Here is a 22,342-nt window from a genome sequence, read left to right as displayed (position 1 = left end):
CGCGTGATGCGGAAGGCCCTGATGTTCGCGGCTGCGGTCGTGACATCACTCACGCTGGTCACTGGCTGCGGCTCGGATGAGCCGGACAATTCGGGCGCGCAGGCCCCGACGCCACCGGCGCCATCCCCGTCCGCCTCGCTCGAGCCCAGTTCGCCGGCACCCACCGGGTCACCCAGCACCGGGTCACCCAGCACCGGGTCACCCAGCCCTGCCCCGACGACGCCACCGGCGCCTGAGAAACCCAAGCCGAAAAAGCTCAAGGTCGGCGCCAAGGGCCCCGAGGTGCTCGCCCTCCAGAAGCGGCTCGTCGAACTCGGCTACTGGATCGCCAAGACCGACGGCAAGTTCGGCGGCACCACCCAGCAGGCGGTCTTCGCCCTGCAGAAGGCGGCCGGCGTGGGCCGCGACGGCGTGGTCGGCCCCAAGACCCAGAAGGCGCTGGACGAGGGCGTCCGCCCCACCGCGAAGTCGAAGTCCGGCAGCGGCTACCTGGTCGAGATCGACCTCCGGAAACAACTGCTCATGCTCGTCCGGGACGGCGAGGTCGTCACCACCCTCAACACGTCGACCGGGTCGAACGAGAACTACGAGCACGAGGGCCGCACCTACCTGGCCGACACCCCGACGGGCAAGTTCAAGGTCGGCCGGCAGATCGACGGCATGCGGAACGGCCCGCTCGGCGACCTGTGGCGCCCGAAGTACTTCAACGGCGGCATCGCGGTGCACGGTTCACCCAGCATCCCGCCGTACCCGGCCTCGCATGGCTGCGCCCGGCTTTCGAACGCAGCCATGAACTGGATCTGGGCGACCGACAAGATCCCGCTGAAGACGAAGGTCTGGGTCTACCGCAGCTGATCAGCCGTCGATCCGGGTGATGTTGCGGATCTTGTTGGAGGCGTCCAGGGCCGCGACCTTGTACGCCTCGGACAGCGTCGGGTAGTTGAAGACCGTGTCGATCAGGTAGTCGATGGTGCCCCCGCAGCCCATCACGGCCTGGCCGATGTGCACGATCTCGGTGGCCCCGGTGCCGAACACGTGCACGCCGAGCAGGCGGCCGTCCTCCGGGGCGACCAGCAGCTTGAGCATGCCGTAGGAGTCACCGACGATCTGGCCGCGGGCCAGTTCCCGGTACCGGGCGATGCCCACCTCGAACGGCGTCGACGAGTCGGTGAGCTCGTCCTCGGTCTTACCCACGAAGCTGATCTCGGGGATCGTGTAGATGCCGATCGGCTGCAGCTGGTGCATCTCGCGGGCCGGTTCGCCGCAGGCATGGTGCGCCGCGAGACGGCCCTGTTCCATCGAGGTGGAGGCGAGCGCCGGGAAGCCGATCACGTCGCCGACCGCGTAGATGTTGTCGACCGTGGTGAGGTAGTTGCCGTCGACCTCGATCCGGCCGCGGCGGTCGGCGGCGAGCCCGGCCGCCTCGAGGTTGAGGTCGTCGGTCTGGCCCTGCCGTCCGGCCGAGTACATCACCGTGTCCGCGACGATCTTCTTGCCGCTCTTGAGCAGGATCAGCGCCGCGGTGGCGTGCTTCTCGACGGCGGCCACCTCCTCGCCGAAGCGGAACGTCACGCTCAGGTCGCGCAGGTGGTATTTCAGTGACTCGATGATCTCGTCGTCGCAGAAGTCCAGCATCTGGTCGCGGCGCTCGATCACGGTGACCTTGGTGCCGAGGGCGGCGAACAGCGACGCATACTCCATGCCGATCACGCCGGCGCCGACCACCACCATGCTGCGCGGCACGGCTTGGAGGTTGATCACGCCGTCCGAGTCGACGATCGTGCGGTCGTCGAAGTCCACACTGTCCGGCCGGGCTGGTCGCGTACCGGCTGCAATTATGATCTTGTCGGAGCTGACCTTGCTTTCCCGTCCGGTACCGCCGTCCACCCAGATCGAGTGCGCGTCGGCGAACCGCCCGGTGCCGGTGATCATCGCGACCTTGTTGCGGGCGAGCTGGTTGCGGATGACGTCGGTCTGCCGGCTGATCACATGCTGGGTACGGGCGGCCAGATCGCTCACGGTGATCTCGTCCTTGACCCGGTAGCTCGACCCGTAGAGATCACGCTGGCTCAGGCCGGTCAGGTAGAGCACCGCCTCGCGCAACGTCTTGGACGGCACCGTGCCGGTGTTGATGCACACCCCGCCGATCATGTCCCGGCGGTCGACGATGCCCACGCGGCGGCCCAGCTTGGACGCGGCGATCGCGGCCTTCTGCCCGCTGGGCCCGGAGCCCAATATCAACAGGTCGTAGTCATACACACGGCTAGCCTCGCAGCCGGTCGCCAACCCGGTCTATGGCCGCAATCAGCTTTTTTCACGGTGTTCGCGGGCCAGAAGCTCGCTCCGCTTCAGACGGTCCGGCGCACCGGGCAGGCGGCCACCGCGCCCCGCCGGGTCCGTTGACTCGGCACGAACACCGGAGGCCAGGCGGTCCCGTACAGCTCCGCACAGATGACCACGCTCAGCCACGGCACCCACGGACCGCCCAGCACGATCGGTTCACGGCCGCGGAACTCCAGCGCCACCGACCATTCGCCGGGCACCGGGCGCACCCGGGTGATCGCCCACAGCGGGTACTCCTCCCCCACGATCAGCCGCAGGTTCGTGATGACCGCGATCCGGCGGCGGCCCCGGTCGACCGTGACCGGCAGCCAGCCGTACTGCTTCTCACCCGCGCGTAGCGGGATGGTCGGTGCCACCGCGGCCGGCCGCCCGCCTCGCCGGACGAAGCCGGCCAGCATGTTCATGGCACGGAAGCCCGCACTCATCTGCTCGGCGCCGTACTCCGCCACGCCTCTCTCCGCTCTCGACGGGCCGCCCCCGTGCGACCACCGCCGACAGTGACACGTTGTGACGCTCGGAAGCCACTGAGTACTCACCCTGGGTGAGCGTTTTGGCCGATCCGGTTAACCCGCACGGGTATCAGCATTCCAAAGGTTTGCTTGACATCCACCGTACACTCCAAACATGTCTTTGGAATCGGAGCGGTACGAACGCCGGGTCATCGGAGATCCCTATGCACTGCGCGCCCTGGCCCATCCGCTGCGTCTCAAACTGCACGCGCTGGTCGGCCGGGAGGGCACGATCACCGCCGCCGAGGCCGCCCGGCAGCTCGGGGTCAGTCAGGCGCTCGCCTCCCACCACCTTCGCCAGCTGGCGAAATACGATCTGGTCGAGCCGGCCGAGGCCGGCGACAACCGGGAACGCCCGTGGCGCGTGACGCACACCTCGAACCGCTTCGAACCGGGCGACTCGACCGAGGCGTGGGAGGCCACCGAGGCTCTGGAACGCTTCCTGGTCGAACGCCTGAGCGCCCAGCTGGCCGACTGGCAGATGCGCCGCGCCGACGCCGAACCCGGCTGGAGCGAGCAGACCGGCGTCTCGCAGAATGTGATCTACCTGACCCTCGACGAGCTGGCCGAGCTCAACCGCGCGTGGGACGAGCTGATCACCCCGCTGGTCCGGCGCCGCCCGCTGGGCGACCGGGAGGCCCGACCGGCTGACGCCGTACCGATCGACGTGACTTTGGTTGCGGTCCCCGTTCGACCCACGGCTTCCGGCGGCTGAGATGGGTACGCTGCGGCGCCTGCTCGCCCACCATCGCGACTACAGACTGCTGCTCGCGGCCAACTTCGTCTCGTTCACCGGAGACTGGATCCTCAGCGCCGGCCTCGCATACCAGATCTATGTTCTGACCGGTTCGACGCTGGCCTCGGCCACCATGGTCCTGGCCGCGCTGGTGCCGCAGGTGTTGCTCGGCTCGTTCGCCGGCGTGCTGGCCGACCGCTGGGACCGCCGCCGGGCGATGATCGTCTGCAACCTCCTGCTGGCCGCCACCCTGCTGCCGCTCCTGCTGGTCAACCACCCGGACCGGGCCCCGATCGCGTACGCGGTGGTCGCGGTGCACAGTGCCCTGGCCGCCCTGTTCGCGGCGGCCGAGGCGGCGCTGGTGCCGGCCCTGGTCGACCGCTCGGACCTGGTCACCGCGAACGCGCTGAACGGCCAGGCCCGCGACGTGGCCCGCCTGCTGGGCGCGGCCCTGGGCGGCCTGCTGGCGGCCACCGGGGGAATCAGGTTGATCGCCCTGGCCGACGCGGCGACGTTCGTGGCCGCGGCCGCCCTGTTGCTTCTGATCCGGCACCGAGCCGCCCGGTCGTCGGCTCCCTCCGTCGCCGGGGGCTTGCTCCGCGACTGGCGGGCCGGCGCCCGGATCGCCCTGTCCAGCGGCACACTCCGCATCCTGCTGGCGTTCGGCCTGATCACCGCGGTCGGCGAGGCCATCATGATGACGCTGATGGCCCCGTTCGTCCGCGACATCCTGCACGGCGGCCCGCAGGCGTACGGCACCATCATGTCGGTCCAGGCGATCGGCGGCCTGGCCGGCGGCGCGGTGGCCACTCTGGTGGGTCACCGCTTCCCCCCGCGCCTGCTGCTGGGTGCCGGCGCGGTGATCTTCGGGCTGCTCGACCTGGTCCTGTTCCTCTACCCGCTGCTGGCGCCTTCGCTGTGGCCCGCGCTGGTCATCATGATCCTGGTCGGACTGCCCGGCGCTCTGACGATCGCCGGCCTGGTCACGGTGTTCCAGACCGCCACCGAGAACGCCCACCGGGGCCGGGTGTTCGGCGCGCTGACCGCCCTGAAGGCAGCCGGCATGCTGGCCGGCACAGCCCTGGCCGGCACCCTGGCGGATCACCTCGGGATCGTCCCGGTGATCGCCGTCCAGGGTGTCGGTTACGTGGTGGCGGGACTGCTGGTGCTGCTGGCCCTGCCTGTCCCCGAACGTCCGTTAGGGAGGCGCCTCATCGGGGTAAAGGCATAAGAGTGACGTGACGGAGGAACCCGTAAATGTTTGCCATCGTTCGCCTTGACCGTGCGGTCCTCCTGTGTGCGGAGCGGCCGCTCAACGGTGCGGCCGCTCCACAACTCCACGGAATCCTCGATGGGGCGATCACGGAGGGCGCCAGCCCGATCGTGGTGGACCTGGTATCCGTGCCGACCATTGACGAGGGCATCGTCGCCGTGCTGGCCGCCGCGGCGGATCGGATCGGTCATTCCGGGCTCTGTCTGGAACTCCGCCTGGCCGGGGACCGGCGCTTCCGGCTGAAAAGCGCCTTCGAACTGCGGGCGGCCCTCGCCCAGGGGTTCCCCGAGGCCGCCTGAGCGAGCCGTTGTTCCGCGTACGGGACGGTGCCATAGTGACCTGAATGGCGACTCGCACCCTGACCGAGGCGGACGACGGCCGCGACGTTGTGCTGCACGAGCACGACGCCGTCGTGGTCAGGCTGACGGAGAACGCAGTTACCGGCTACCAGTGGACGGCGGCCGCGAGCGGCGACTGTGTCGTGCTGGAGGAGGCCGGCTACGCGCCGCCCGAGGCCGCCACGCCCGGCGCCGCAGGCGTGCGCAACTTCCGGATGCGGGCTGCAGCGTCGGGTGTCTGTGAGGTGGAGTTCCGGCTCCGGCGGGCCTGGGAGACCGATCGCTCGCCGGAACGCACGCTGCGGATACGTCTGCGAGTGGAGTGAGGATCTACCAGAGGTAGATTTCGTAGATCATCCCGTCTGCCTCTTCCCGCAGGGTGACCGAGCGCTTCGTCTGCCGGGCCTGGCCGGCGAGACCGGTGAGTGCCATGAAGGCGCCGTCGCGGCCGTTGTAAATCTTTCGCCAGCCCTTGTTCTGCACGTGGATCCAGGCGTTACGGATCTCATTGATGGACCACATCGCCGTGATGGTGACTCCGGTGTGCCAGGTGGCGGTCACGCCCTCGGCCCTCACCTCGGCGAGTTTCTCGGCCGTGCCGGCGACCGACGGTGGAAGCAGCTTCGGGCGTGGGACCTCCTCGATCACGACATGCTGGCCGGCTGTCTCGTCGGGGGAACGCACCGGCGCCGTCTCGCCGAGCGTGGCGGTGGCAGTGGCGGAGGTCTGCGGTGACTGCTGCGGCTCGCTGTACTTTTCAGTGCTCATGAAATCCTCCTTCGAGCCGTCGTCACCAGGCGTAGACCTGCTGGACGGATCCGTTGTCCTCGAACATGCCGACCGCCTGGCCGGCGGCCTTCGAAGCGGCGAGTTCGGTGAACATGGCCTGATTGGTGACCACGTTGTCGGCGTCGAGATGGAGCCAGCCGCGAAGAGAGCCGTACACATGGATGTTGGCGTCCTTCTCGTTGCTCCACAGGGCGAGGATCTGTTGGTCGGGCAGCCAGGCGCGCACCCGCACGCCCGTGGTGCCGACGGTTTGATAGGTCTCGATCCGGCATTCGCCGTAAGCGATCTGCAGGAATCCGGAAGAGCCCCAGCCGGTCCCCCAACTGTTCTTCCCGATCCAGCAGCCGGCGCTGTCGTCGTACCCGATCAGCGTGATGCAATGGCCGCCGGCGTATGCGCCGGACACATGCCGGTAAATGCCGCTCGAATAGCTGAAGAAGTCCTGATAGACGTCGAGGCAGGCGGTGATGGACCCGAACGTGGAGATGAACTCCTTCATGCGCGCGGCGTTTCCGTTGAGGTACTCCCAGCCGACGACGCGGGCAAGACGGTTGGGCCAGTCCCCGTTGAGGCCGGAGCAAGCCTGATCTCCGGCGACGTACGGATAGTAGTCGCCGTAGGTGACGCCGATGTCGCGCGCGGCGGTGTAAGCCTCGTTCGGCCACCAGCCCGTGTTGCAGCGTGCGCCCGCATTGCGGCCGTGACAGTAGAAGAGGTGCGCTTCGGACAGATCCACCGGAAGGCTGGCCGCCCTCCGCGTGTACCGCGTTACGTGTTCCATGGCGCCCACCACGCCGAAGGCGACGCAGGACCCGCAACCGCCCTGATCTTTCACGGGTGTGGCGTAGTTGACCCCGCTGGCGTTGCGCAGGTCGAAGCTGGCCGGAGCACCCACCGATTCGGCCGTCGCGCTGCGGGCCGCCGCGGCCCGCTCGTCTTTGTCATCCTCAAGCCGCTCCAGGTCGAGTCCCGGCGTCGGTGGGACGCCGAGCCGAAGGACGCGTTCGTCCTCGGTCAACGCGGTCATCGAGGTGTAGGACATCTGCCAGGGACTGCCGGCGTCGTCCAGGTTCGCTCGCAGACTTCGCAGATCCAGTGAATCGTTGACGGGCATACTTCACCCCTCTCAAGAAATGGAGGACTGGCGAATTCAGCTTTCGCTTGTGACGCTGCCGCGGCAATCGGGTTGTCCTCGATCGGACCTGCGGGTGTGCGTCGCGAAGCGGCAAAGCGTAAATCCTGGGCAGTGCCCGGAAAATGGATGGAAAGCTCTCACCCGTCAACGTGAATGGCACTTGACCGGCAGATTCGGACAAACGCCGGGAAGACCGCACCGCCCGGCGACGCGACCGGGGCTGCCAGCGGCTGGGCCCAGCCCGGCTCACCGGCCGCTGACCTGCAGAAACGCCGCGGCGAGGGTATCCCGATGGCTCCACCAGGCGCCCCCCGGTACGCTGACTCCCGGCGGGCCGCTAGCTCAATGGCAGAGCTGAGGACTTTTAATCCTTAGGTTCGGGGTTCGAGTCCCCGGCGGCCCACGGTATTTACCTGGGGGCGACCCCCAGACCCCACGGTGCGGTGGGCGCGCCGGGCGGTCCGCTCACGGCCGGCCGGCGGCCAGTTTCTGTGGATGTGTTCGATGGCGGCCGTGTCGGCCGGCTCTGTTTGCTGTGCCTGTCAGGCCGTTCGCTGCTCACGTGCCCGATGACCTGGATCCTGGCTTGTTGCTGGCCGGTCCGTTGGCGCCGCTGGCGTTGTGGTCGCAGAAGCCACGCGACCTTGACGGAACTTCGTTCCCGAAATTGCTCCGCCGCGGCACTACGAATTCTTCGGCATTCCGTCGGCTGGTCGAGGTGATCGCGCCGCGGCCGGCCGGCGGGGGAAAAATGCTGCGCCTCTCAACGGGCCGTGGCCGCCGCGGCGACGCGGTAACGTTCTCCGCGTCCGCCGCTCACAGGGGAATCGTCATGTCGTACGTCGTGGACTTTGAGACCGTTTCGACCGTTGGGCTGGAGTCGTCGCCGGTGGCTGGCGCGCTTGCTGGTCTTCGGGCTAACGAGGCGCGGTACTTCCGGAACAAGTACGGCCACGTGTTCACGGTCGAGGCCGCCGGCGACGCCGCGCCGACGATCGACTGGGTGCACCGGGTTCTTGCGGAAGAGCGCGGCCTCGTCATCTCTTCTCGCCCGCTCGAGGCGACCGCGTTCCAGGTCGAGAACATCCGGATGGCCTACGTGTTCTACGAGAACGGGCTGTCGATCAACGTCATGTACACCGTTGACGAGGGCGGGAAGCGGGCGGTCGGGTTCAAGCTCTCCGACGGGATGGACGTGCCCGCGGAACTCGAGTCGTTCAAGTTCGCCCGGCAACGGTCGAAGCTGGCCGGGACCATTCGCGGCTCGTACTTCGTCATCAAGAAAGAGCACTGATGCGGATCACTGTGCTGGGCGCCGGCTCCTGGGGCACCACGGTCGCGTCCGTTCTCACCCGCCGGGATCACGAATCGCTGATCTGGGCGCGCAACGCGGCGGCCGCGGAGGAGATCAACGCCGAGCACCGCAACGCGCGTTATCTCGAAGGTTTTCCGCTGCCGGACCGGCTCCGGGCCACCGCGGACCTCGCCGAGGCGGCGGCCCATGCGGAGTTGCTCGTCGTCGGCGTGCCCACCGCGGCGTTCCGCGCCACCCTCGAGCAGGTCCGGCCGGACCTGCACCCGTGGATCCCGGTGGTGAGCCTCAGCAAAGGGCTGGAACGCGACTCGCTGCTGCGGATGACCGAAGTGATCAAGGAAGTGCTGCCGGGGCATCCAGCCGCGGCGCTCACCGGGCCCAACCTGGCCAAGGAGATCATGGCGGGCATGGCGGCGGCCACGGTGATCGCCACCGAGGACCTCACCGTCGCGGCAGAGATCCAGCGTGTGTTCCGGCGGGGTCTGCTGCGCGTGTACACCAACCACGACGTGATCGGCTGCGAGGTCGGCGGGGCGCTGAAGAACGTCGTAGCGATCGCCACGGGTATCGCTCAGGGCCTCGGCGTCGGTGACAACACCCGGGCCGGCGTGATCTCCCGCGGACTTGCCGAGCTGACCACGCTGGCGGTCGCGATGGGCGGCGAGGCCAACACGCTCGCCGGGCTGGCCGGGATGGGTGACCTGGTGGCGACGTGCATCAGTCCGCACAGCCGCAACCGGTACGTCGGCGAGCAACTCGGCCGCGGGCGCAGCCTGGACGACATTCTCGCCGAGATGGGGCAGGTCGCCGAGGGCGTCAAGACCGTGCACGCCGCGGTTCAGCTGGCCGACCGGCACGCGCTGCCCATGCCGATCACCCGCACGATCCACCGTGTCATCACCGGCGACATCACCGCCGAGCGAGCCTACGACGGCCTGCTCCGCTCCCACCCGGCCGGACACGAGTCCGAGCCCGGCTGACGATCCGCCGGTCAGCGTTTCAGCAGGGCAAAGACCCCCCAACCCAAAAATTCCCGACGGCGTACGTGGCGCAGCGGGTCCGCGGTCAACTCGGCGCGGAACTGCCCGGCCAGCTCATCGTCGGGATTCTCGTCGAGCCAGCGGCGGATCGTGAGCCATTGCGGCGCGGCGTACCGGTCCCAGCTGTCCGGGTCGGCGAGCATCCACTCGACCACGTCCCAGCCCAAGCCGTGAAACCGCCGCAGCAGACCGGTCAGGTCGTCGAAGTCGTCCCGGTGCGTGGCGTGGCAGGCCTCGACGGTTTCCTGATCGGGCGGGTCCAGCCGCCAGTAAGGCTCGCCGACGAGCAGCATGCCGCCCGGCCGCAGGCTGCGCTCCAGCACCGCAACCGTGCCGTCGACCCCGCCCCCGATCCAGGTGGCACCGATGCAGGCGGCGACGTCGACGCGCTGGTCGGCGACGTAACCGCCGGCGTCGCCGTGCACGAAGGTGACCCGGTCGGTCACGCCGAGTTCGCCGGCCCGTCGCCGGGACATGTCGACGGCGACGGTGCTGATGTCGACGCCGGTGCCCGAGATGTGGTGATCGCGAGCCCACGTGCAGAGCATTTCGCCGCGGCCCGAGGCCAGGTCGAGCAGAGTGTCGCCGGGCCGCAGCCGGACGGCCCGCCCGAGAGCCGCGAGCTTCTCAGCCGTGAACGGGTTGACGATCCGCTGATCGCCCTCGCGAATGGTGTGATGACGAGGAAGGTCCATTTCCGAGCAGATTAGGTCGGCGTCCGGGCCGGCCCAACCGAATTAGCCGCCGGCGACAGTCCCGGGCAGGACGAAGCGCATCTGGGGCAGCATCCGGCCGGGGATTGCCGTCGACGGGGTTTCGCCCACCGTTGTCGCGCCCATCTCGCGGTAGAAGCCTTCGGCGTTCGGGTCGGCGTCGATCCGGATGGTGGTGAAGCCCAGGCCGTCGGCTGTCGCCACGGCGTGCTGCCACAGGCGCCGGCCCAGTCCGCGGCGCATGTGGGCCGGCTCGATCCACAGGTTGCCGAGTTCACCCTCGGGTGGCGTGCCGTCCAGCGTGTAGAAGCCCGCCAACTGGCCGGCCGCCTCGGCGACCACCACCCGCCTGGCGCTGACCTCCGCGGGGCGGATCGTCAGGTCGGCGCGGCAGGCGTTCAGGAACTGCTCGTCGTACCCCCATCGTGCCTTTGACCTTAAAGCCAGATCGCTCAGCGCCCCGGCCTCCTCGGGCCGGGCCGGTCTCAGGTCAATCTGCACCGCTCCCCCTATCCAAGGTGAAGGCAACAAGGCTACGTTGTCTAAAAGTCGAGTTTCCGTACTTTAGAAGAGGAGAGCGTCATGACGCGACGCTGTCCGCGATCCTGTTCGGTGCTGCGATCGCCGGCAACCGGTCGGCGCCGAGCAACGCCCGGGTCATCACCGCCTCCCCCTGCTGACGCGCAGAAGCCGCCGATTCAACGGTCCGGGCTGCGAGCGCGCTGTGATTGACTGGCCGCATGGTCCGGGGCCCGCGTGTGTCTGCTCGAGTGATGTGGTGACCGCCGAGCCCGCTGCGACCACCCGGCCGCGCAACCGCAAGCAGCTCATCGTCGAGGCGGCCGGCCAGATGTTCAGCGAACGCGGCTACCACGCGGCGTCGATGGAGGAGATCGCCGCCGGGGTGGGCATCAGTGCGGCCGCGCTGTACCGCCATTTTCCGAACAAGTACGCCCTTTTCGCCGAGTGCGCCGATGTCCTGGTGAGCCGGCTGGTCGCGGCGGTCGACGAGGCGCCGCGCGACGCCGCCCTGCGGGATGTGCTCGCCGCGCTCACCCGGATCACGGTCTCGCACCGCGCATCCGGCGGCCTCTACCGCTGGGAGGCGCGCTACCTCGAGCGGGAGGACAGGCAGAAACTCAAGACCAAGTTCGCGTACGTGGTCAATCGCGTGACCGCCGTGGTGCGGAGTGAGTATCCGCTGGGCGACGAGGAACTGCGGGCCGTGGCGGCGCTCGGCGCGATCGGGTCGATCACGATGCACCACACCTCGATCGCCCAGCGCCGCAGCGAAGACCTGCTGATGGCGTCCGCGATGCACGTGACGGCGACCGATCCGGCGGCCGCCGCGGGCAGTGCGCGCCTGGTCGAACTGCCGGCCCAGCCGGTGCCGCGCACCCGGCGCGCAGAGATCCTGGCGGCGGCGGTCCCGCTGTTCGCGCGGGACGGCTTCGCCACCGTGACGAATGCGCAGATCGCCCAGGCGGTCGGACTCGCGCCGTCGGCGATCTACCGCCACTACCCCGGCAAGGTCGACATCCTGGTGGCCGCGTGCCTGCAGGCGGCCGGGCTGCTGGCTCAGGCCGTGGACCGCAGCCTGCAACAGGTGGCCGATCCGGGCCGGGCCGTCGTCGCGCTGGCCGCGGCCTATGTGGCGTACAGCTTCGAACACAACGCCCTCAACAGCGTCGCCGAGGCCGAGATCGTGGGACTGCCGGCCGACCTGCGGCGCCCCCTGATCCTCGCGCAGCGTGAGCACATCGCCGTCTGGGAGCAGCAACTGCGGACGTTGCGATCGGAACTGGATCCGCGGCAGGCCCGGCTGCTGGTGCACGCGGCGTTCGGCGTGGTGGTCGAGGCCGGGCGTGCCCTGCGCTGGCAGGACACCCCCGGCCACCGGGACACCGTGACCGCCCTGGTCATCGGCGCCCTCACGCTGTGAAACTCAGGCGCCGGGCCGGTTCGCGGTCGGGATCGTGATCGGCGTGTACGTGGCCGAGGTGCCGTTGTTGAGGAACAGCATCGCCAGGGCCCGCACGAACCGGTCGAACATGGAGAACCCGTTCGGCATGATCGGCGAAAGACCCTCACGGAAGGCGACGTACGCGGGCCAGCCGACCTCGATCAGCCCGCGCGCCACGTAGTCGCGCCGCAGCTTCAGCCAGTCGCCGATCTGATCGCTGAGCACGTACCGCACGAACTCGTTGAGGAAGCCCCGGGTGACGCCGAGGTCGATCTGCGCGGTCAGTCCGAGCAGGATCTCGGCGAGGTCGATACCTTCGGGCGTCGGGGCGAGGAGCGGTGTCAACGCGTACGCGGACTGCTGTTTGGCGGCCGCCCAGGTCGCCGGGATGAAGTCGTCGCGAACTCCCAGCAGGTGCAGCGCGACCTGCCACATGTGCAGGTAGGCGGCCTGTTCGGCGGCCGACATCCGGATGCCCCAGTCGCCCAGCTTGCCGTGCACGAAGGTGCCGAGGCTGTGGAACGTGATCAGGATGTCGCCGTTGCTGATCGGAATGAAGTCCTGGTCGTCGGTGACCCCCCGCCACGCCCGCGACTGCGGCAGCAGATGCCGGACCGCCGCGTGCGTCAGGCGCGTCTTCTGCGAGGTGACCACGAAGTGCCCCGTGGGCTGGAACGCATCGATCGCGCTCAGGTCATAGCCGTACGTGAACGTCTTGGCCGCGCGTGACTTCATGTCGGCGCCGCCCTCGGACCAGTACACGTTGCGGGCTTCGCGCGGGATCACGGTGCTCATGATTCCGCTGCCCAGCCCGTAGAGCAGGAACAGGTACATGCTCATGCGCTTGTTGAACTGGGCGGCCTGGTTGAGCTTGGCCCGGTCGGCCCACGACGGCAGCACGTTGGCCTGCCGCAGGTAGGTGGTGAGGTCGGCGGGGAAGGCGCCGGGCAGCGGGTCACCGTTCCTGACCCACGACTCCATAGCGGTGTTGACGGCCGGAATCTGCCCACGCTCCAGAAGCGAAGCCACCAGCGGGTCGGTGGCGTCGTCCCAGACCGACCACGGATCGGTGACCGCATCAACACCGGCAATCGAGCCGGCAGACGACCAGGCCCAAGCTTTCGAGGGGTCGGCGACGCCCACCAGCCCCAGCGCGGCACCGAGGGTGAGGACGCTTCTCCTGCTGAGATTTTTCATTAGCTTACCTCCGGATCGGGAGGCCAGACATCCCCTTGGAGACCGGCATACGGCGCTGTTGCGAGCAGGCTTCCAAGTGGTCCGGGATGTGATTTCTCGTTAACATAACGACCTGTGACGCAGTCCACAAGGGGTAGCGCTCCATCGATGTCCGGCAGTGCTTCAGGGACGTCGCCAGCGTTCGAGGACCCGGTCTATGTCCGCGCGGATTTGGGCTCGGGCCTCTTCGCGGGGCACGCCGGCCATCAGCATCTCGTCGTATGTGGTGTCCTCGTGCCGCACCGAGGCGACCACGGCACGCGTCACGGCTTCCGGGTCGAGTGCCCGGCCGGCGGCGCTGCGGCCCACCCGTCCGCTGCCGCGGGTGCCGGTGTGTTCGCTGATCGCGGCGGCGCGGTGCGGCGGGCAGCCCGGGAACAGCCGGCCGATCTCCTCGGCCAGCTTCTGCTGGAACGACTCGTCCGCGACCTCCCGCCGCTGCCGGTCCCGTTCACGGCGGCGAGCGCGGGCATCCTCGTCGGACAGGCACTGCTGCTCGGCCTGCTCGACCGCGGCCCGCTCCACCAGCAGGCCCTGCCGCTCGTTGCGCCGGCGCGAGCGGTTGAACCGCACCACCACCGCGGACAGCCGGCTGGCCTGCTTGGCGCGGCGGGTCAGCGCCGCGTCGCCGGCCGGCAGGAACACCAGGTGGTCGAGGTCCGCGCAGGCGAGGCAGACCGGTCCGGCGTCCTCCATCATCAGCATGTCGCCGCCGGCCTGGCCGCAACCGGCGCAGGTGAACGGCCGAGAAGCCAGCACCACCACCAGGTCCGGCGGCCTGCTCTGCCGGGTGGTCATCCGCTCCCGCTGAGCCTCGGTCAGCTCGGCCGGCGTCCAGTGGATCCGGTACGCCTTCTCCGCCTCGTCCGGCCCGGTGGCGGTGAAGCGCAGCGGCCTCCGATCACGGGTGGCAGCGACGTACTCGACCTCGCTGGCGCGCAGGCCCCGCCCCTGCACCCAGCGATGGAACACCTCCAACGCGTCGACAAGCCGGTCGGCCGACACCACCGCGACCGCCTCCAGATGCGGCGCCCGCCCCTGCCGCCAGTCCGTCACCAGCCCCGGCGGCACCCACCCCATCCCGGTCAGCACGTCGAGCGGACTCACGGAGTTCTGCCGAGCCAGCGCCTGCTCCGCGGCGGTCACCACGCGACGTTCCAGCTTCGAGGCGGGCTGCATGGACGCAGGCTACCGAAGGCATCACCGGGCTCCCCGGCGGTGACCGAACGAATCCCAACCGTTCGCGACCAGCCCGGCCTGCACCCGATCAGCGACGACCTTGATCGGAACTCCATCGGTGTCCACGGCGAAATCGGCGAAGTCGTCAGCCTCAAGCTTTGCCGCGAACTGCGCTGACCGCTGCGCGTAGGCGTCCAGCCCGGCCAGCATTTCGTCGTTCGTTCCGCCGTCCCCGGCCTCGAGGACGCCACGGCGAAGGATCCGGTCGGCCTGCGTCTGCGGGGTGACACGCAGCCGGCACAGAATTGCCCGCGCGTCCGGAACAGCAGCCGCGTAACGCTGCCACTGCTGCCGCGTCACCACCACACCGGCCTCGGCGAAGGTCGCCCACATCGCCGCCAGGTTACGTTCGACAAGCCAGGTCGGATCACCACCGGGTTGCGGTGTGCAGAAGCCGAGATAGTCGACGTCCAGATAGGCCGCCGTTCCCCCGCTGCCGGTGATGCGGTCATAAATCTCCCAGCCGACCGTCGACTTGCCCGCAGCATCCGCACCGCAGAGCCACACCATCCGGACCACCATGACGGCGGACGCTACCGACGCGACCCGCACCACGCGATCTAATACCGGATGCGGTTTGTTACTTTCACTTGTCGTGGCGTGGCTGCCGAACGTGAACGCCGATGACCGGACGGCCCAGGACGCCATCCGGTGGAGGTCCTGACCGCGAGAGGTTTCCCCGGGCGCGCCCGACGGCCGACGTGGCCAGCGCGGAGAAGGTAGTCGCCGAGGTCGCACGGGCCGGGCGGTCCAGAGCGGACGGCGGCCGGGCGAGCGCCATCACGGGGACGAGTGAGTTCCGCGCTGACTTTCCCCGCGGTACCGACTTCGTCGACAGCGCCGACGGCTATTCGGCACACGCCGCCCAGGCGTACCGGCGCATTCGCAGCAGCCCGGACGACACTCCGCTCGTTGCGGCGAACACCGGCATCGATCCCCGCGTCGTCGAGGGGATGCGTCAGAACCTTTTCGTCCAGCAGCACGACATCCCGCTCGGCCCGGACCATGTTGAGCGCGGATACTTCACGCCGGACGATGACGTGGCCGATCTGTGGGACGGCGCCGCCCGCGGGACGCTGAGCCCGGAGAAGACGGCCTGCTCCACGCGGTGGCGCCCGGGGGCCGCAGCGTTGCCCGGGTGACGCCCCTCCTGTTGCACTGGGCTGCGCTGCGTACGACACCCGGTTTCGAACTTCCCCCCGGGCTGGAGGACCCTTTCGAACCGCTGATCCTGCTCTTCGAACGGGACGGCGGATTTCACACCGAGAACGGCGAAGTCAACCTCGAATACAAGGCCGTACGCATGGCCGGCTGGCGGGACCGCGCCGAGGATCCGCCCATGGTCAGCTTTGCGGCTGAGGCGCTGGACGAGATCGACCGGGTGGGCTCGGTTGCTCAGTTCGGCTATGTCGTGGGGCCCTCGGCCTAGCGGACCTTCACCGAAGCGCTGGTGGCGCGGCCGTCTGCGTATCCCGCCTTCTTGGTGATCACCGTGACGGTGATGCGTTTGTTGCGCCAGGCGGCCTTCAGCTTCAGCGTGCGGGCCGTCGCGCCCTTGACGAGTTTGCCGTTCAGTCGCCATTCGTAGCGGTACGCGTCGACCTTGGGGGACCAGGTGCCGACGGCGGCCGTCAGTTTTCTGCCGGCCTTCGGCGTACCCGTGAACTTTGGTTTTTGGGTTGCTTTTGGCGCTTTGCCCTTGGCCACCGCGGCGGTTGCGGCTGACGCGGCGGTGCCGGACGGGTGGCCGGTGCGGGTTGCGGTCACCGTCACCGTGAGGCGCTTGCCTACGGCGGCCGGTGGGACCGTCAGGGCGGTGCCGGTCGCACCCTTGATCGCAACGCCGTTCGCCGCCCACTGGTAGCGGTAGCCGGTGGCGACCGGCGTCCAGGTGCCGGGCGCCACCTTCACGACGCCGCCGACCGCGACCGTCCCGGAGATGGTCGGGCGCTTGGTGGCCTGCAGGCTCGGCGGCGGGGAGACGGTGAACGCCGACGGCACGCTGACCACGGGCTGCTCGGCGCCGTACGGCTGGAGCGTGACCGATGCGGTGCCGGCGGGGGCGCCGGTCAGGTCCACGTCGGCCGTCAACGTGGTGCCGGTCGCCGAGGTGACCGTGGCGGTCAGCGGGGTGCCGCCGGCCGGTGTCACCTGGAGCACGTCCTTGGGGTGCAGGTTCGTGCCCTGCAGGGTGATCGTCCGCACCGCGCCGGTGAGCACCGACGACGGGCTCACCGATGTGATCCGCACGTCGGCCGGTGCCACTCGGAAGCGGTACGTGGTGAGCTGTGAACTGGCGCTGCCGTTGTAGCTGCGGACGTCCATGGTGTAGCTGCCCGAGGCGGGCGGCGTCCAGGTCAGCGTGGCGGAGCCGTCCGCCTGCGCGGGCAGCGTGCCGACCGCGCCGAAGTTGATCTCGTACTGGTACGACGTCGCCACCGGGAGCCGTGGCGTGAAGGTGAACGTGCCGGCGGCGACCCGGCCGGCGCCGGTCACCGGGAAGTCGGTCGAGGTCACCTTCGGGCCGTTCGCGACGTTCCACGAGGCGCTGCCGGTGTCGGTGCGGATGCCGGCCGTGTTGGTCGCCCAGATGTGCAGGTACTGGTAGCCGGTCTTGGTGGGCGTGAACTCGAAGGTGGCGCTGCCGTCCGCGGCCGGGGTCAGCGTGCGCTTGGTGGCCGCGTCGCCGTTGAACTGGACCGTGTAGTCGGCGACGTTCGTCATCGCGGTGCGCGCCACGAAAGTCGCCACGCTGCCCGGCTCGCCGCCGCCGGTCCGGGTGACGGACGGCTCGGCGCCGTTCACCCCGCTGTTGATCCGGCGGGCCACCGAAAGTGTGCCGTCCGCGGTGCGGCTCTGCACGTACAGGCCCTGCTGGTCGATGTCGGAAACCGGCCACGCGATGTCGGCCGTCCCGTCGGCCTTCGCGGGCACCGTCACCTTCCGCGGTTCGCCGTCATCAGAGCGATAAAAGAGCCAATAGACGTACGCCGTGACGCCGGCGACCCGGGGAGCCGCGCGGAACGAGGCCGTCGAGCCGATGACCACATCCCGGTCTACGTCGCCGGTGACCAGCGGCCCGTCGTCGACCAGGAACCGGTATGAGCGCTCCGGGTACGCCGTCCCGCCGGCGGTGACCCCGCGCACGTACAGCGTCTGCACCCCGGCCCGGGTCGGCGCGATCCGCACGACCGCGTCGCCGTCGTCGTTCACGTCCGCGGTTCCGGACGGTCCACCCTGGTCGATCCGCCACGCGAGCTTCTCGACGTCGTCGGTGCCGTTGAACTGGAACTCGCCGGCCACACCCACGTTGAAGTCGAGGTTGGCGCAGCAGGTGCTCTCGCCCCACAGTTCCGGGTAGTCCGCCGAGAAGACCGTCGGCCGGGTGTCCCGCACCCAGAAGTCGTAGCCCGCCAGCTCGGACCGATTGCCGGCGCGGTCCACGGCGTACACGTTAAGGCCGTGGTAGTTGGCCGCGACCGGCGTGAACGTGACGGTGACCGGGGCGCCTACCGAGGGAGCGTCGGCCGTCTTCCACTCGGCGTCGCCGGAGATCTCGCTCGCCGAGAACCGGTATTCGTAAGCCACCACGTCGTCGGTGGCAGCGGTCAGCGTGAACGTACCGGGAACGCCGATGCCGCCGCGGTTGAACGAGCCGGCCGGATACTGCTCGGAGGCGACCGCCGGCGCATCCCCGCCCACCCGGTCGAGCGTGAAGTAGCAGGTCTCACTCCACGGCGAGACCTCCTCGCCGTCCAGCACCCGCACCCGCCACGCGTAGGTGACGCCGTGCAACTGCTTCGCGTCGTCCTCGAGCTGGACGTAGAGATCGCCCGTCTCCTCGTTGGCGCCGCGCCGCCACTGCTGCCGGTTCTGGTCGTCGGCGACGTCCCAGACCTCGAAGTCCGACTCGACCTCGGCGACCGTGGTTTCGCCCGGGTACCGGGCCTGCAACACCACGGCCCGCGCCGCGTTGAGCAGATCAGGGCTGAGGTACGGGCCGGGCGCCTCCCGCATGCACGGCTTGCCCGCGGTCCGCAGTTCGACCGGAGCCCCGGCCGCGGCGGCAGCGGGCGAGGCACCCACCCCGGCCACCACACCGGAAAAAAGCAACGAGACAGCAGCAATCGCCACGAAGCGACGAGACAAAGTGGATCTCCCCCGGTTCCCGTCGGCGAGTTTCACCGCACGGCGTGATGATCATAGATCGCCGCCGCTCCCCCTATCTGTCATCGTTGTGGTCCGCGCCGGACCGGACGAACGGTCAGCGATCGTCGAGAGGGCACCTCATGGCAGACTTCCCGGGCGGCGAACTGGCAGCCATCAACCCGATCCTGAACGTGGCCGACCTGGCGGCCGGCATCGCCTTCTACACCGAGGTGCTGGGCCTGGAGCTGCACCACTCTTTCGGCGACCCCGCCGACTTCGCGATCGTCGGCCGGGACGGCCAGCAGATCTACCTGTGCCAGAACGGCCAGGGCCGGCCCGGCACGTGGCTGGCCCTCTTCGTGACCGACCGCACCGCCCTGCTCCAGCAGCTGGCGTCCCACGGACACGAGGCCGTCCCGCACGGCGACGAGTTCCGCGTCCAGGACCCCGACGGCCACGTGCTGCGCCTCTTCGAGTGACAGATGCTCTTTGATTTGTAGCGCTTCCGCTATATGGGGGCCGATCACCTGCACCTGCGCGCGGCCTGGCTCCAGCTCGAGCCCCAACATCCCGGCCTGGGATCGGAGCGCAGCTGATCGCCGATGCGCTGCGATCGTCCCGAATCGGTCGCCGCGGCGATCGCGCCTCATGCGGCAGCACACGTCTCAGCGGGTCAGACGCCGATGTCGGCTGCGGCGGTCAGCAGCGGGAGATACGCCTGGGCGTAGCCGCCCGCGTTGGGGTGGTACGAGTCGTACGGGCGCGTCTGGGAGACGTTGTTGATCCAGGTGACCGCGGTGCAGATTTCGTGGCCGGAGAACAGCGGGCGGACGTCGACGAACGTGAAGCCGGCCGCCCGGGCGCGGTCGCTGATCACCTGGGTCAGGTGGTCGGCGGCGGCGTTCAGGGACTGCTGCTTGGTCACGCTCAGGCCGCCGCCGGGGCAGCTCACCGCCGGGTTGAACAGGCGCGGGTAGCCCAGCACGACCACCTTCGCGTTCGGGGCCTTCTGGCGGATCGCCTGGTAGGTGGCGTCCAGCTTGGCCGGCAGCGCCTGGGCCATCGCGGTGCGCGCCGTGGTCACCTGCTGGGTGCAGGTGGCGTCGGCGGCCGCGGTGCACACCGACAGGGTGGGTGAGAAGCCGACGTCGTTGCCGCCGATGGTGATGCTGACCAGATCGGTGTCGCCGTTCAAAGCATTCAACTGCGATGCGCGTACGTGATCAGTCGTTGCCCCGCCGCAGGCGTCGAAATGCAGGGTGGCGAACGGGTGATTGACCGCCCACAGCGCCGGATAGCTGCTCGGACTGCGGCCGCAGGTGCCGGACGCGTCGACGGTGCCGACGCCGGACGAGTACGAGTCGCCGAGCGCCACATAGTCGATGGGCGCCGGGGATGCCGCGGCGGCGGAGGGCGCCAGGGTGACGGCCAGCAGTACGGACAGGGCAAATTTCATTGAAGATCTCCTATGTCAGCGCGCTGACCAGCGTAAGCGCCGCTTGTTCGGCGAGATGTAGGAGCCCACCTCGTCCGTTCAGCCAATCCGTTATGAGCGGTTTGTATAGCAATGCGATAACGCCGGTCGCGTCGCGCGCGCCATCATGCATTTCGCCCTTAATGTCCATGTCGAGGAAGCGGAACCTCCCCCTTCGCTTCCCTGACATGGAGGTCGAAATGAGCAGCAAAGTGAACCGTGTGGCGGCTTCGCTGGCGTTCGCCGCGGCGGCTGGTGCACTTGTCGCGACGGCGGCGGCCGGTCCGGCGGCGGCGGCCCCCAGGCACTTCGGCCCGGAGCCGGTGTCCACCCGCCTCGCGCCGGTCCAGGCCCAGTCCACCAACTGGGTCAACATCTTCTGGCGTTCGCGCACGCCAGTCTGCAACGCGCAGGTCCAGGTGGACGGCGGCCGCCAGGTGGCCGTCAGCTACCCGGGCATGCGCCGGTCGACGACCTTCACGCACGGCGACAACCTGCGGCCGGGCCGCACCGCGGCCACCCCGATCCGGGTCAGCACCTTCCGCGGCAGCAGCAACGTCGTGGTCCTGCGCGCCACGATGTCGTACACCGACTGCGGCCGGCACGCCCGCACCCAGTGGAAGCGCGTGGACCTCGCGCTGCCGGTGATCAACCGGTTCCACCCGGGCAAGCCCGGTGGCCACAACCGGCCGCACCCGGCCCCGCCGGTCCACCACGGCCAGCCGGTCCACCACGGCCAGCCGGTCCACCACGGCCAGCCGGTCCACCACGGCCAGCAGGGCGGCCCCGGCCCCCGCTAAGTCCGAGTTTGGTTGCCGGGCGCCCGCGCGGCGTCCGGCAACCTCTATTCCACGCCGTACTCCTTGCACAGGGCGACGTAAACGCCCGTGCACAGCTCCTTCTTGCTGATGACCCCCTCGGCCACCACGTCCTTCACCTGCTCCGCCTCGATCGGGACGGGCGGGATGCTGGCGAACGGGATGAACTCGCCGGACTCCGGGTCCTGCAGCTTGGCGCCGACCTTCGGGGTCTCGCCCTTGAACAGCTTGGCCGCCAGGCTCGCGGCGGTGTACGCCTCCGGCTCGACTCGCTTGTAGATGGTCAGGCACTGGTCGCCGGAGAGAACGTTGCGCAGGCCCTCGAGCGTGGCGTCCTGGCCGGTGACCGGAACCTTGCCGTTGAGCTTGTTCTTCTTGAGCACCTTGATGACCGCGCCGGCGATGTCGTCGTTCGCGGCGAGCACAGCGTTGATCTTCGGCTGTTGCTTGAACATCTGCTCGAAGACCTGTTGCGCCTGCGCCGCGTCCCAGTCGGGGACGAACTGGTCCGGGCCCCTGCGGTACTCGCCGTTGTCGAACCGGCTCTGCAGGACGAAGTCGTACCCCTCCTTGAGGATCGTGGCGTTGCCGTCGGTCGGCGAACCGTTGAGCGAGGCCACCATCGGGTTGACCGCGTTGTTCACCCGGAGGCACTTGGTCAGCCCGTACCCCTGAAGCTCGCCGATCCTCTCGTTGTCGAAGCTGACGTAGTAGTCGGCGCCGCCGTTGAGGGTGAGCCGGTCGTAGTCGATCGTCGGGATGTCGTTCTCCGCGGCACGGTTGAGCACGGCCTTGCCGGAGATCGAGTCCAGGTTCGCGATGATCAGGACCTTCACGCCGTTGTTGATCATCTCTTCGCCGATGCGGACGAAGTTCGCCGGGTCGCCACCGGCGTTCTGGATCTCCACTGGGACGCCGAGCGCGGCGAACGCCGCCCGGAAGTACCTGGGCTCCTTGGCCCAGCGCTGTGAGCTTTTCGCATCCGGCAGGATCAGGCCCACCCGCGGGTTGCTCGGGCCGCCGTCGCCCGACTCGTCCGAGCCGCACGCGGCCAGGCTGGAAACGATCATCACGCCGGCCGCCGCAATTGCCAGCAATCTTTGCAACTCGGCTGTCCTCTCCGATGAATCCCACGTGGTGACCGCAGGAATCCCGCAGGGGATCATGGCACGGATGAGCGCGTCATGAAACACCCGATTGGAGATGCATTCCGCCAGGATGGGTTCGGCCACACCCACGGCCGTCGCCGAAGACCCGAACGCTCGGTAATGT

General features: G+C 69.0%; 24 protein-coding genes and 1 tRNA gene. 13 read left to right on the top strand and 12 right to left on the bottom strand.

What is annotated here, in order from left to right:
• The first annotated feature begins 6 nt into the window (after window positions 1–6).
• Window positions 7–855, top strand: coding sequence for a L,D-transpeptidase family protein (locus Ari01nite_RS27955; protein WP_203785175.1), 849 nt, complete (start codon window positions 7–9; stop codon window positions 853–855).
• On the opposite strand, the gene sthA is transcribed toward Ari01nite_RS27955, so the two are convergent.
• Window positions 856–2,259, bottom strand: coding sequence for a Si-specific NAD(P)(+) transhydrogenase (gene sthA / locus Ari01nite_RS27950; protein ID WP_203785174.1), 1,404 nt, complete (start codon window positions 2,257–2,259; stop codon window positions 856–858).
• Window positions 2,260–2,348: 89 nt separating this feature from the next.
• Window positions 2,349–2,792 (bottom strand): hypothetical protein, encoded by a 444-nt coding sequence (locus Ari01nite_RS27945; RefSeq protein ID WP_239163086.1) that lies wholly within the window; start codon window positions 2,790–2,792, stop codon window positions 2,349–2,351.
• A 175-nt stretch (window positions 2,793–2,967) separates the two neighbouring features.
• Between Ari01nite_RS27945 and Ari01nite_RS27940 the strand changes: the two genes are divergently transcribed.
• The 4 genes from Ari01nite_RS27940 to Ari01nite_RS27925 are packed head-to-tail and all read left to right on the top strand — an operon-like array spanning window position 2,968 to window position 5,525.
• Window positions 2,968–3,567, top strand: coding sequence for an ArsR/SmtB family transcription factor (locus tag Ari01nite_RS27940; protein ID WP_203785173.1), 600 nt, complete (start codon window positions 2,968–2,970; stop codon window positions 3,565–3,567).
• A gap of 1 nt (window position 3,568) precedes the next feature.
• Window positions 3,569–4,819 (top strand): MFS transporter, encoded by a 1,251-nt coding sequence (locus tag Ari01nite_RS27935; protein ID WP_203785172.1) that lies wholly within the window; start codon window positions 3,569–3,571, stop codon window positions 4,817–4,819.
• Between the two features lie 26 nt (window positions 4,820–4,845).
• Window positions 4,846–5,160: an anti-sigma factor antagonist gene (locus tag Ari01nite_RS27930; RefSeq protein WP_203785171.1), complete on the top strand. Its 315-nt coding sequence runs from the start codon at window positions 4,846–4,848 to the stop codon at window positions 5,158–5,160.
• A 44-nt stretch (window positions 5,161–5,204) separates the two neighbouring features.
• Window positions 5,205–5,525 (top strand): protease inhibitor I42 family protein, encoded by a 321-nt coding sequence (locus Ari01nite_RS27925; RefSeq protein WP_203785170.1) that lies wholly within the window; start codon window positions 5,205–5,207, stop codon window positions 5,523–5,525.
• 4 nt (window positions 5,526–5,529) lie between these two features.
• Here the strand turns inward: Ari01nite_RS27925 and Ari01nite_RS27920 are convergent, their stop codons facing one another.
• Both Ari01nite_RS27920 and Ari01nite_RS27915 read right to left on the bottom strand, forming a co-directional pair.
• On the bottom strand, window positions 5,530–5,967 hold the full coding sequence (locus tag Ari01nite_RS27920; protein ID WP_203785169.1) for a hypothetical protein: 438 nt from the start codon (window positions 5,965–5,967) through the stop codon (window positions 5,530–5,532).
• A gap of 22 nt (window positions 5,968–5,989) precedes the next feature.
• On the bottom strand, window positions 5,990–7,102 hold the full coding sequence (locus Ari01nite_RS27915) for a C1 family peptidase (protein ID WP_203785168.1): 1,113 nt from the start codon (window positions 7,100–7,102) through the stop codon (window positions 5,990–5,992).
• A gap of 352 nt (window positions 7,103–7,454) precedes the next feature.
• Between Ari01nite_RS27915 and Ari01nite_RS27910 the strand changes: the two genes are divergently transcribed.
• From Ari01nite_RS27910 to Ari01nite_RS27900, 3 genes are all read left to right on the top strand, one after another.
• A tRNA-Lys gene (locus Ari01nite_RS27910) sits at window positions 7,455–7,526 on the top strand.
• A gap of 159 nt (window positions 7,527–7,685) precedes the next feature.
• Window positions 7,686–8,417: a DUF8821 family protein gene (locus tag Ari01nite_RS50115; RefSeq protein ID WP_239163085.1), complete on the top strand. Its 732-nt coding sequence runs from the start codon at window positions 7,686–7,688 to the stop codon at window positions 8,415–8,417.
• The gene (locus Ari01nite_RS27900; protein ID WP_203785167.1) at window positions 8,417–9,418 is read left to right on the top strand and encodes an NAD(P)H-dependent glycerol-3-phosphate dehydrogenase; all 1,002 of its coding nucleotides are present in this window, start codon (window positions 8,417–8,419) and stop codon (window positions 9,416–9,418) included. The genes Ari01nite_RS50115 and Ari01nite_RS27900 overlap by 1 nt, the downstream gene beginning before the upstream one ends.
• 11 nt (window positions 9,419–9,429) lie before the next feature.
• On the opposite strand, the gene Ari01nite_RS27895 is transcribed toward Ari01nite_RS27900, so the two are convergent.
• Window positions 9,430–10,173: an SAM-dependent methyltransferase gene (locus Ari01nite_RS27895; protein ID WP_203785166.1), complete on the bottom strand. Its 744-nt coding sequence runs from the start codon at window positions 10,171–10,173 to the stop codon at window positions 9,430–9,432.
• A 42-nt stretch (window positions 10,174–10,215) separates the two neighbouring features.
• Complete coding sequence (locus Ari01nite_RS27890) at window positions 10,216–10,692, bottom strand: GNAT family N-acetyltransferase (RefSeq protein WP_239163084.1); 477 nt, start codon at window positions 10,690–10,692, stop codon at window positions 10,216–10,218.
• A gap of 277 nt (window positions 10,693–10,969) precedes the next feature.
• Here Ari01nite_RS27890 and Ari01nite_RS27885 point away from each other — a divergent pair, with 277 nt between their 5' ends.
• Window positions 10,970–12,133 carry a TetR/AcrR family transcriptional regulator gene (locus Ari01nite_RS27885; protein ID WP_203785165.1) on the top strand — a complete coding sequence of 388 codons (1,164 nt, stop codon included), beginning with the start codon at window positions 10,970–10,972 and terminating at the stop codon, window positions 12,131–12,133.
• A gap of 3 nt (window positions 12,134–12,136) precedes the next feature.
• On the opposite strand, the gene Ari01nite_RS27880 is transcribed toward Ari01nite_RS27885, so the two are convergent.
• From Ari01nite_RS27880 to Ari01nite_RS27870, 3 genes are all read right to left on the bottom strand, one after another.
• Window positions 12,137–13,351 carry an oxygenase MpaB family protein gene (locus Ari01nite_RS27880; RefSeq protein ID WP_203785164.1) on the bottom strand — a complete coding sequence of 405 codons (1,215 nt, stop codon included), beginning with the start codon at window positions 13,349–13,351 and terminating at the stop codon, window positions 12,137–12,139.
• 162 nt (window positions 13,352–13,513) lie between these two features.
• Window positions 13,514–14,569, bottom strand: coding sequence for a DUF2293 domain-containing protein (locus tag Ari01nite_RS27875; RefSeq protein WP_203785163.1), 1,056 nt, complete (start codon window positions 14,567–14,569; stop codon window positions 13,514–13,516).
• 21 nt (window positions 14,570–14,590) lie between these two features.
• Window positions 14,591–15,151: a nucleoside/nucleotide kinase family protein gene (locus Ari01nite_RS27870; protein ID WP_203785162.1), complete on the bottom strand. Its 561-nt coding sequence runs from the start codon at window positions 15,149–15,151 to the stop codon at window positions 14,591–14,593.
• Between the two features lie 179 nt (window positions 15,152–15,330).
• On the opposite strand from Ari01nite_RS27870, the gene Ari01nite_RS27865 reads away from it, so the two are divergent.
• A complete protein-coding gene (locus Ari01nite_RS27865) occupies window positions 15,331–15,771 on the top strand; it encodes a hypothetical protein (protein ID WP_203785161.1) in 441 nt (146 codons plus the stop codon).
• Window positions 15,768–16,058: a hypothetical protein gene (locus Ari01nite_RS27860; RefSeq protein WP_203785160.1), complete on the top strand. Its 291-nt coding sequence runs from the start codon at window positions 15,768–15,770 to the stop codon at window positions 16,056–16,058. The genes Ari01nite_RS27865 and Ari01nite_RS27860 overlap by 4 nt, the downstream gene beginning before the upstream one ends.
• On the opposite strand, the gene Ari01nite_RS27855 is transcribed toward Ari01nite_RS27860, so the two are convergent.
• Window positions 16,055–18,763, bottom strand: coding sequence for a hypothetical protein (locus Ari01nite_RS27855; protein ID WP_203785159.1), 2,709 nt, complete (start codon window positions 18,761–18,763; stop codon window positions 16,055–16,057). The two genes, Ari01nite_RS27860 and Ari01nite_RS27855, sit on opposite strands and share 4 nt — an antisense overlap.
• 155 nt (window positions 18,764–18,918) lie before the next feature.
• Between Ari01nite_RS27855 and Ari01nite_RS27850 the strand changes: the two genes are divergently transcribed.
• On the top strand, window positions 18,919–19,257 hold the full coding sequence (locus Ari01nite_RS27850) for a VOC family protein (RefSeq protein ID WP_203785158.1): 339 nt from the start codon (window positions 18,919–18,921) through the stop codon (window positions 19,255–19,257).
• Window positions 19,258–19,451: 194 nt separating this feature from the next.
• Here Ari01nite_RS27850 and Ari01nite_RS27845 read toward each other — a convergent pair whose 3' ends face one another.
• Window positions 19,452–20,234, bottom strand: a complete 783-nt coding sequence (locus tag Ari01nite_RS27845) for an SGNH/GDSL hydrolase family protein (RefSeq protein ID WP_203785157.1) — start codon at window positions 20,232–20,234, stop codon at window positions 19,452–19,454.
• A 218-nt stretch (window positions 20,235–20,452) separates the two neighbouring features.
• Between Ari01nite_RS27845 and Ari01nite_RS27840 the strand changes: the two genes are divergently transcribed.
• Window positions 20,453–21,052 (top strand): hypothetical protein, encoded by a 600-nt coding sequence (locus Ari01nite_RS27840; protein ID WP_203785156.1) that lies wholly within the window; start codon window positions 20,453–20,455, stop codon window positions 21,050–21,052.
• Between the two features lie 44 nt (window positions 21,053–21,096).
• On the opposite strand, the gene Ari01nite_RS27835 is transcribed toward Ari01nite_RS27840, so the two are convergent.
• A complete protein-coding gene (locus Ari01nite_RS27835; RefSeq protein ID WP_239163100.1) occupies window positions 21,097–22,140 on the bottom strand; it encodes a sugar ABC transporter substrate-binding protein in 1,044 nt (347 codons plus the stop codon).
• Window positions 22,141–22,342 lie beyond the last annotated feature (202 nt).

Source organism: Paractinoplanes rishiriensis, assembly GCF_016862375.1.
GTDB classification, from domain to species: domain Bacteria; phylum Actinomycetota; class Actinomycetes; order Mycobacteriales; family Micromonosporaceae; genus Actinoplanes; species Actinoplanes rishiriensis.
This window is presented reverse-complemented; position numbering and strand designations above follow the sequence as displayed.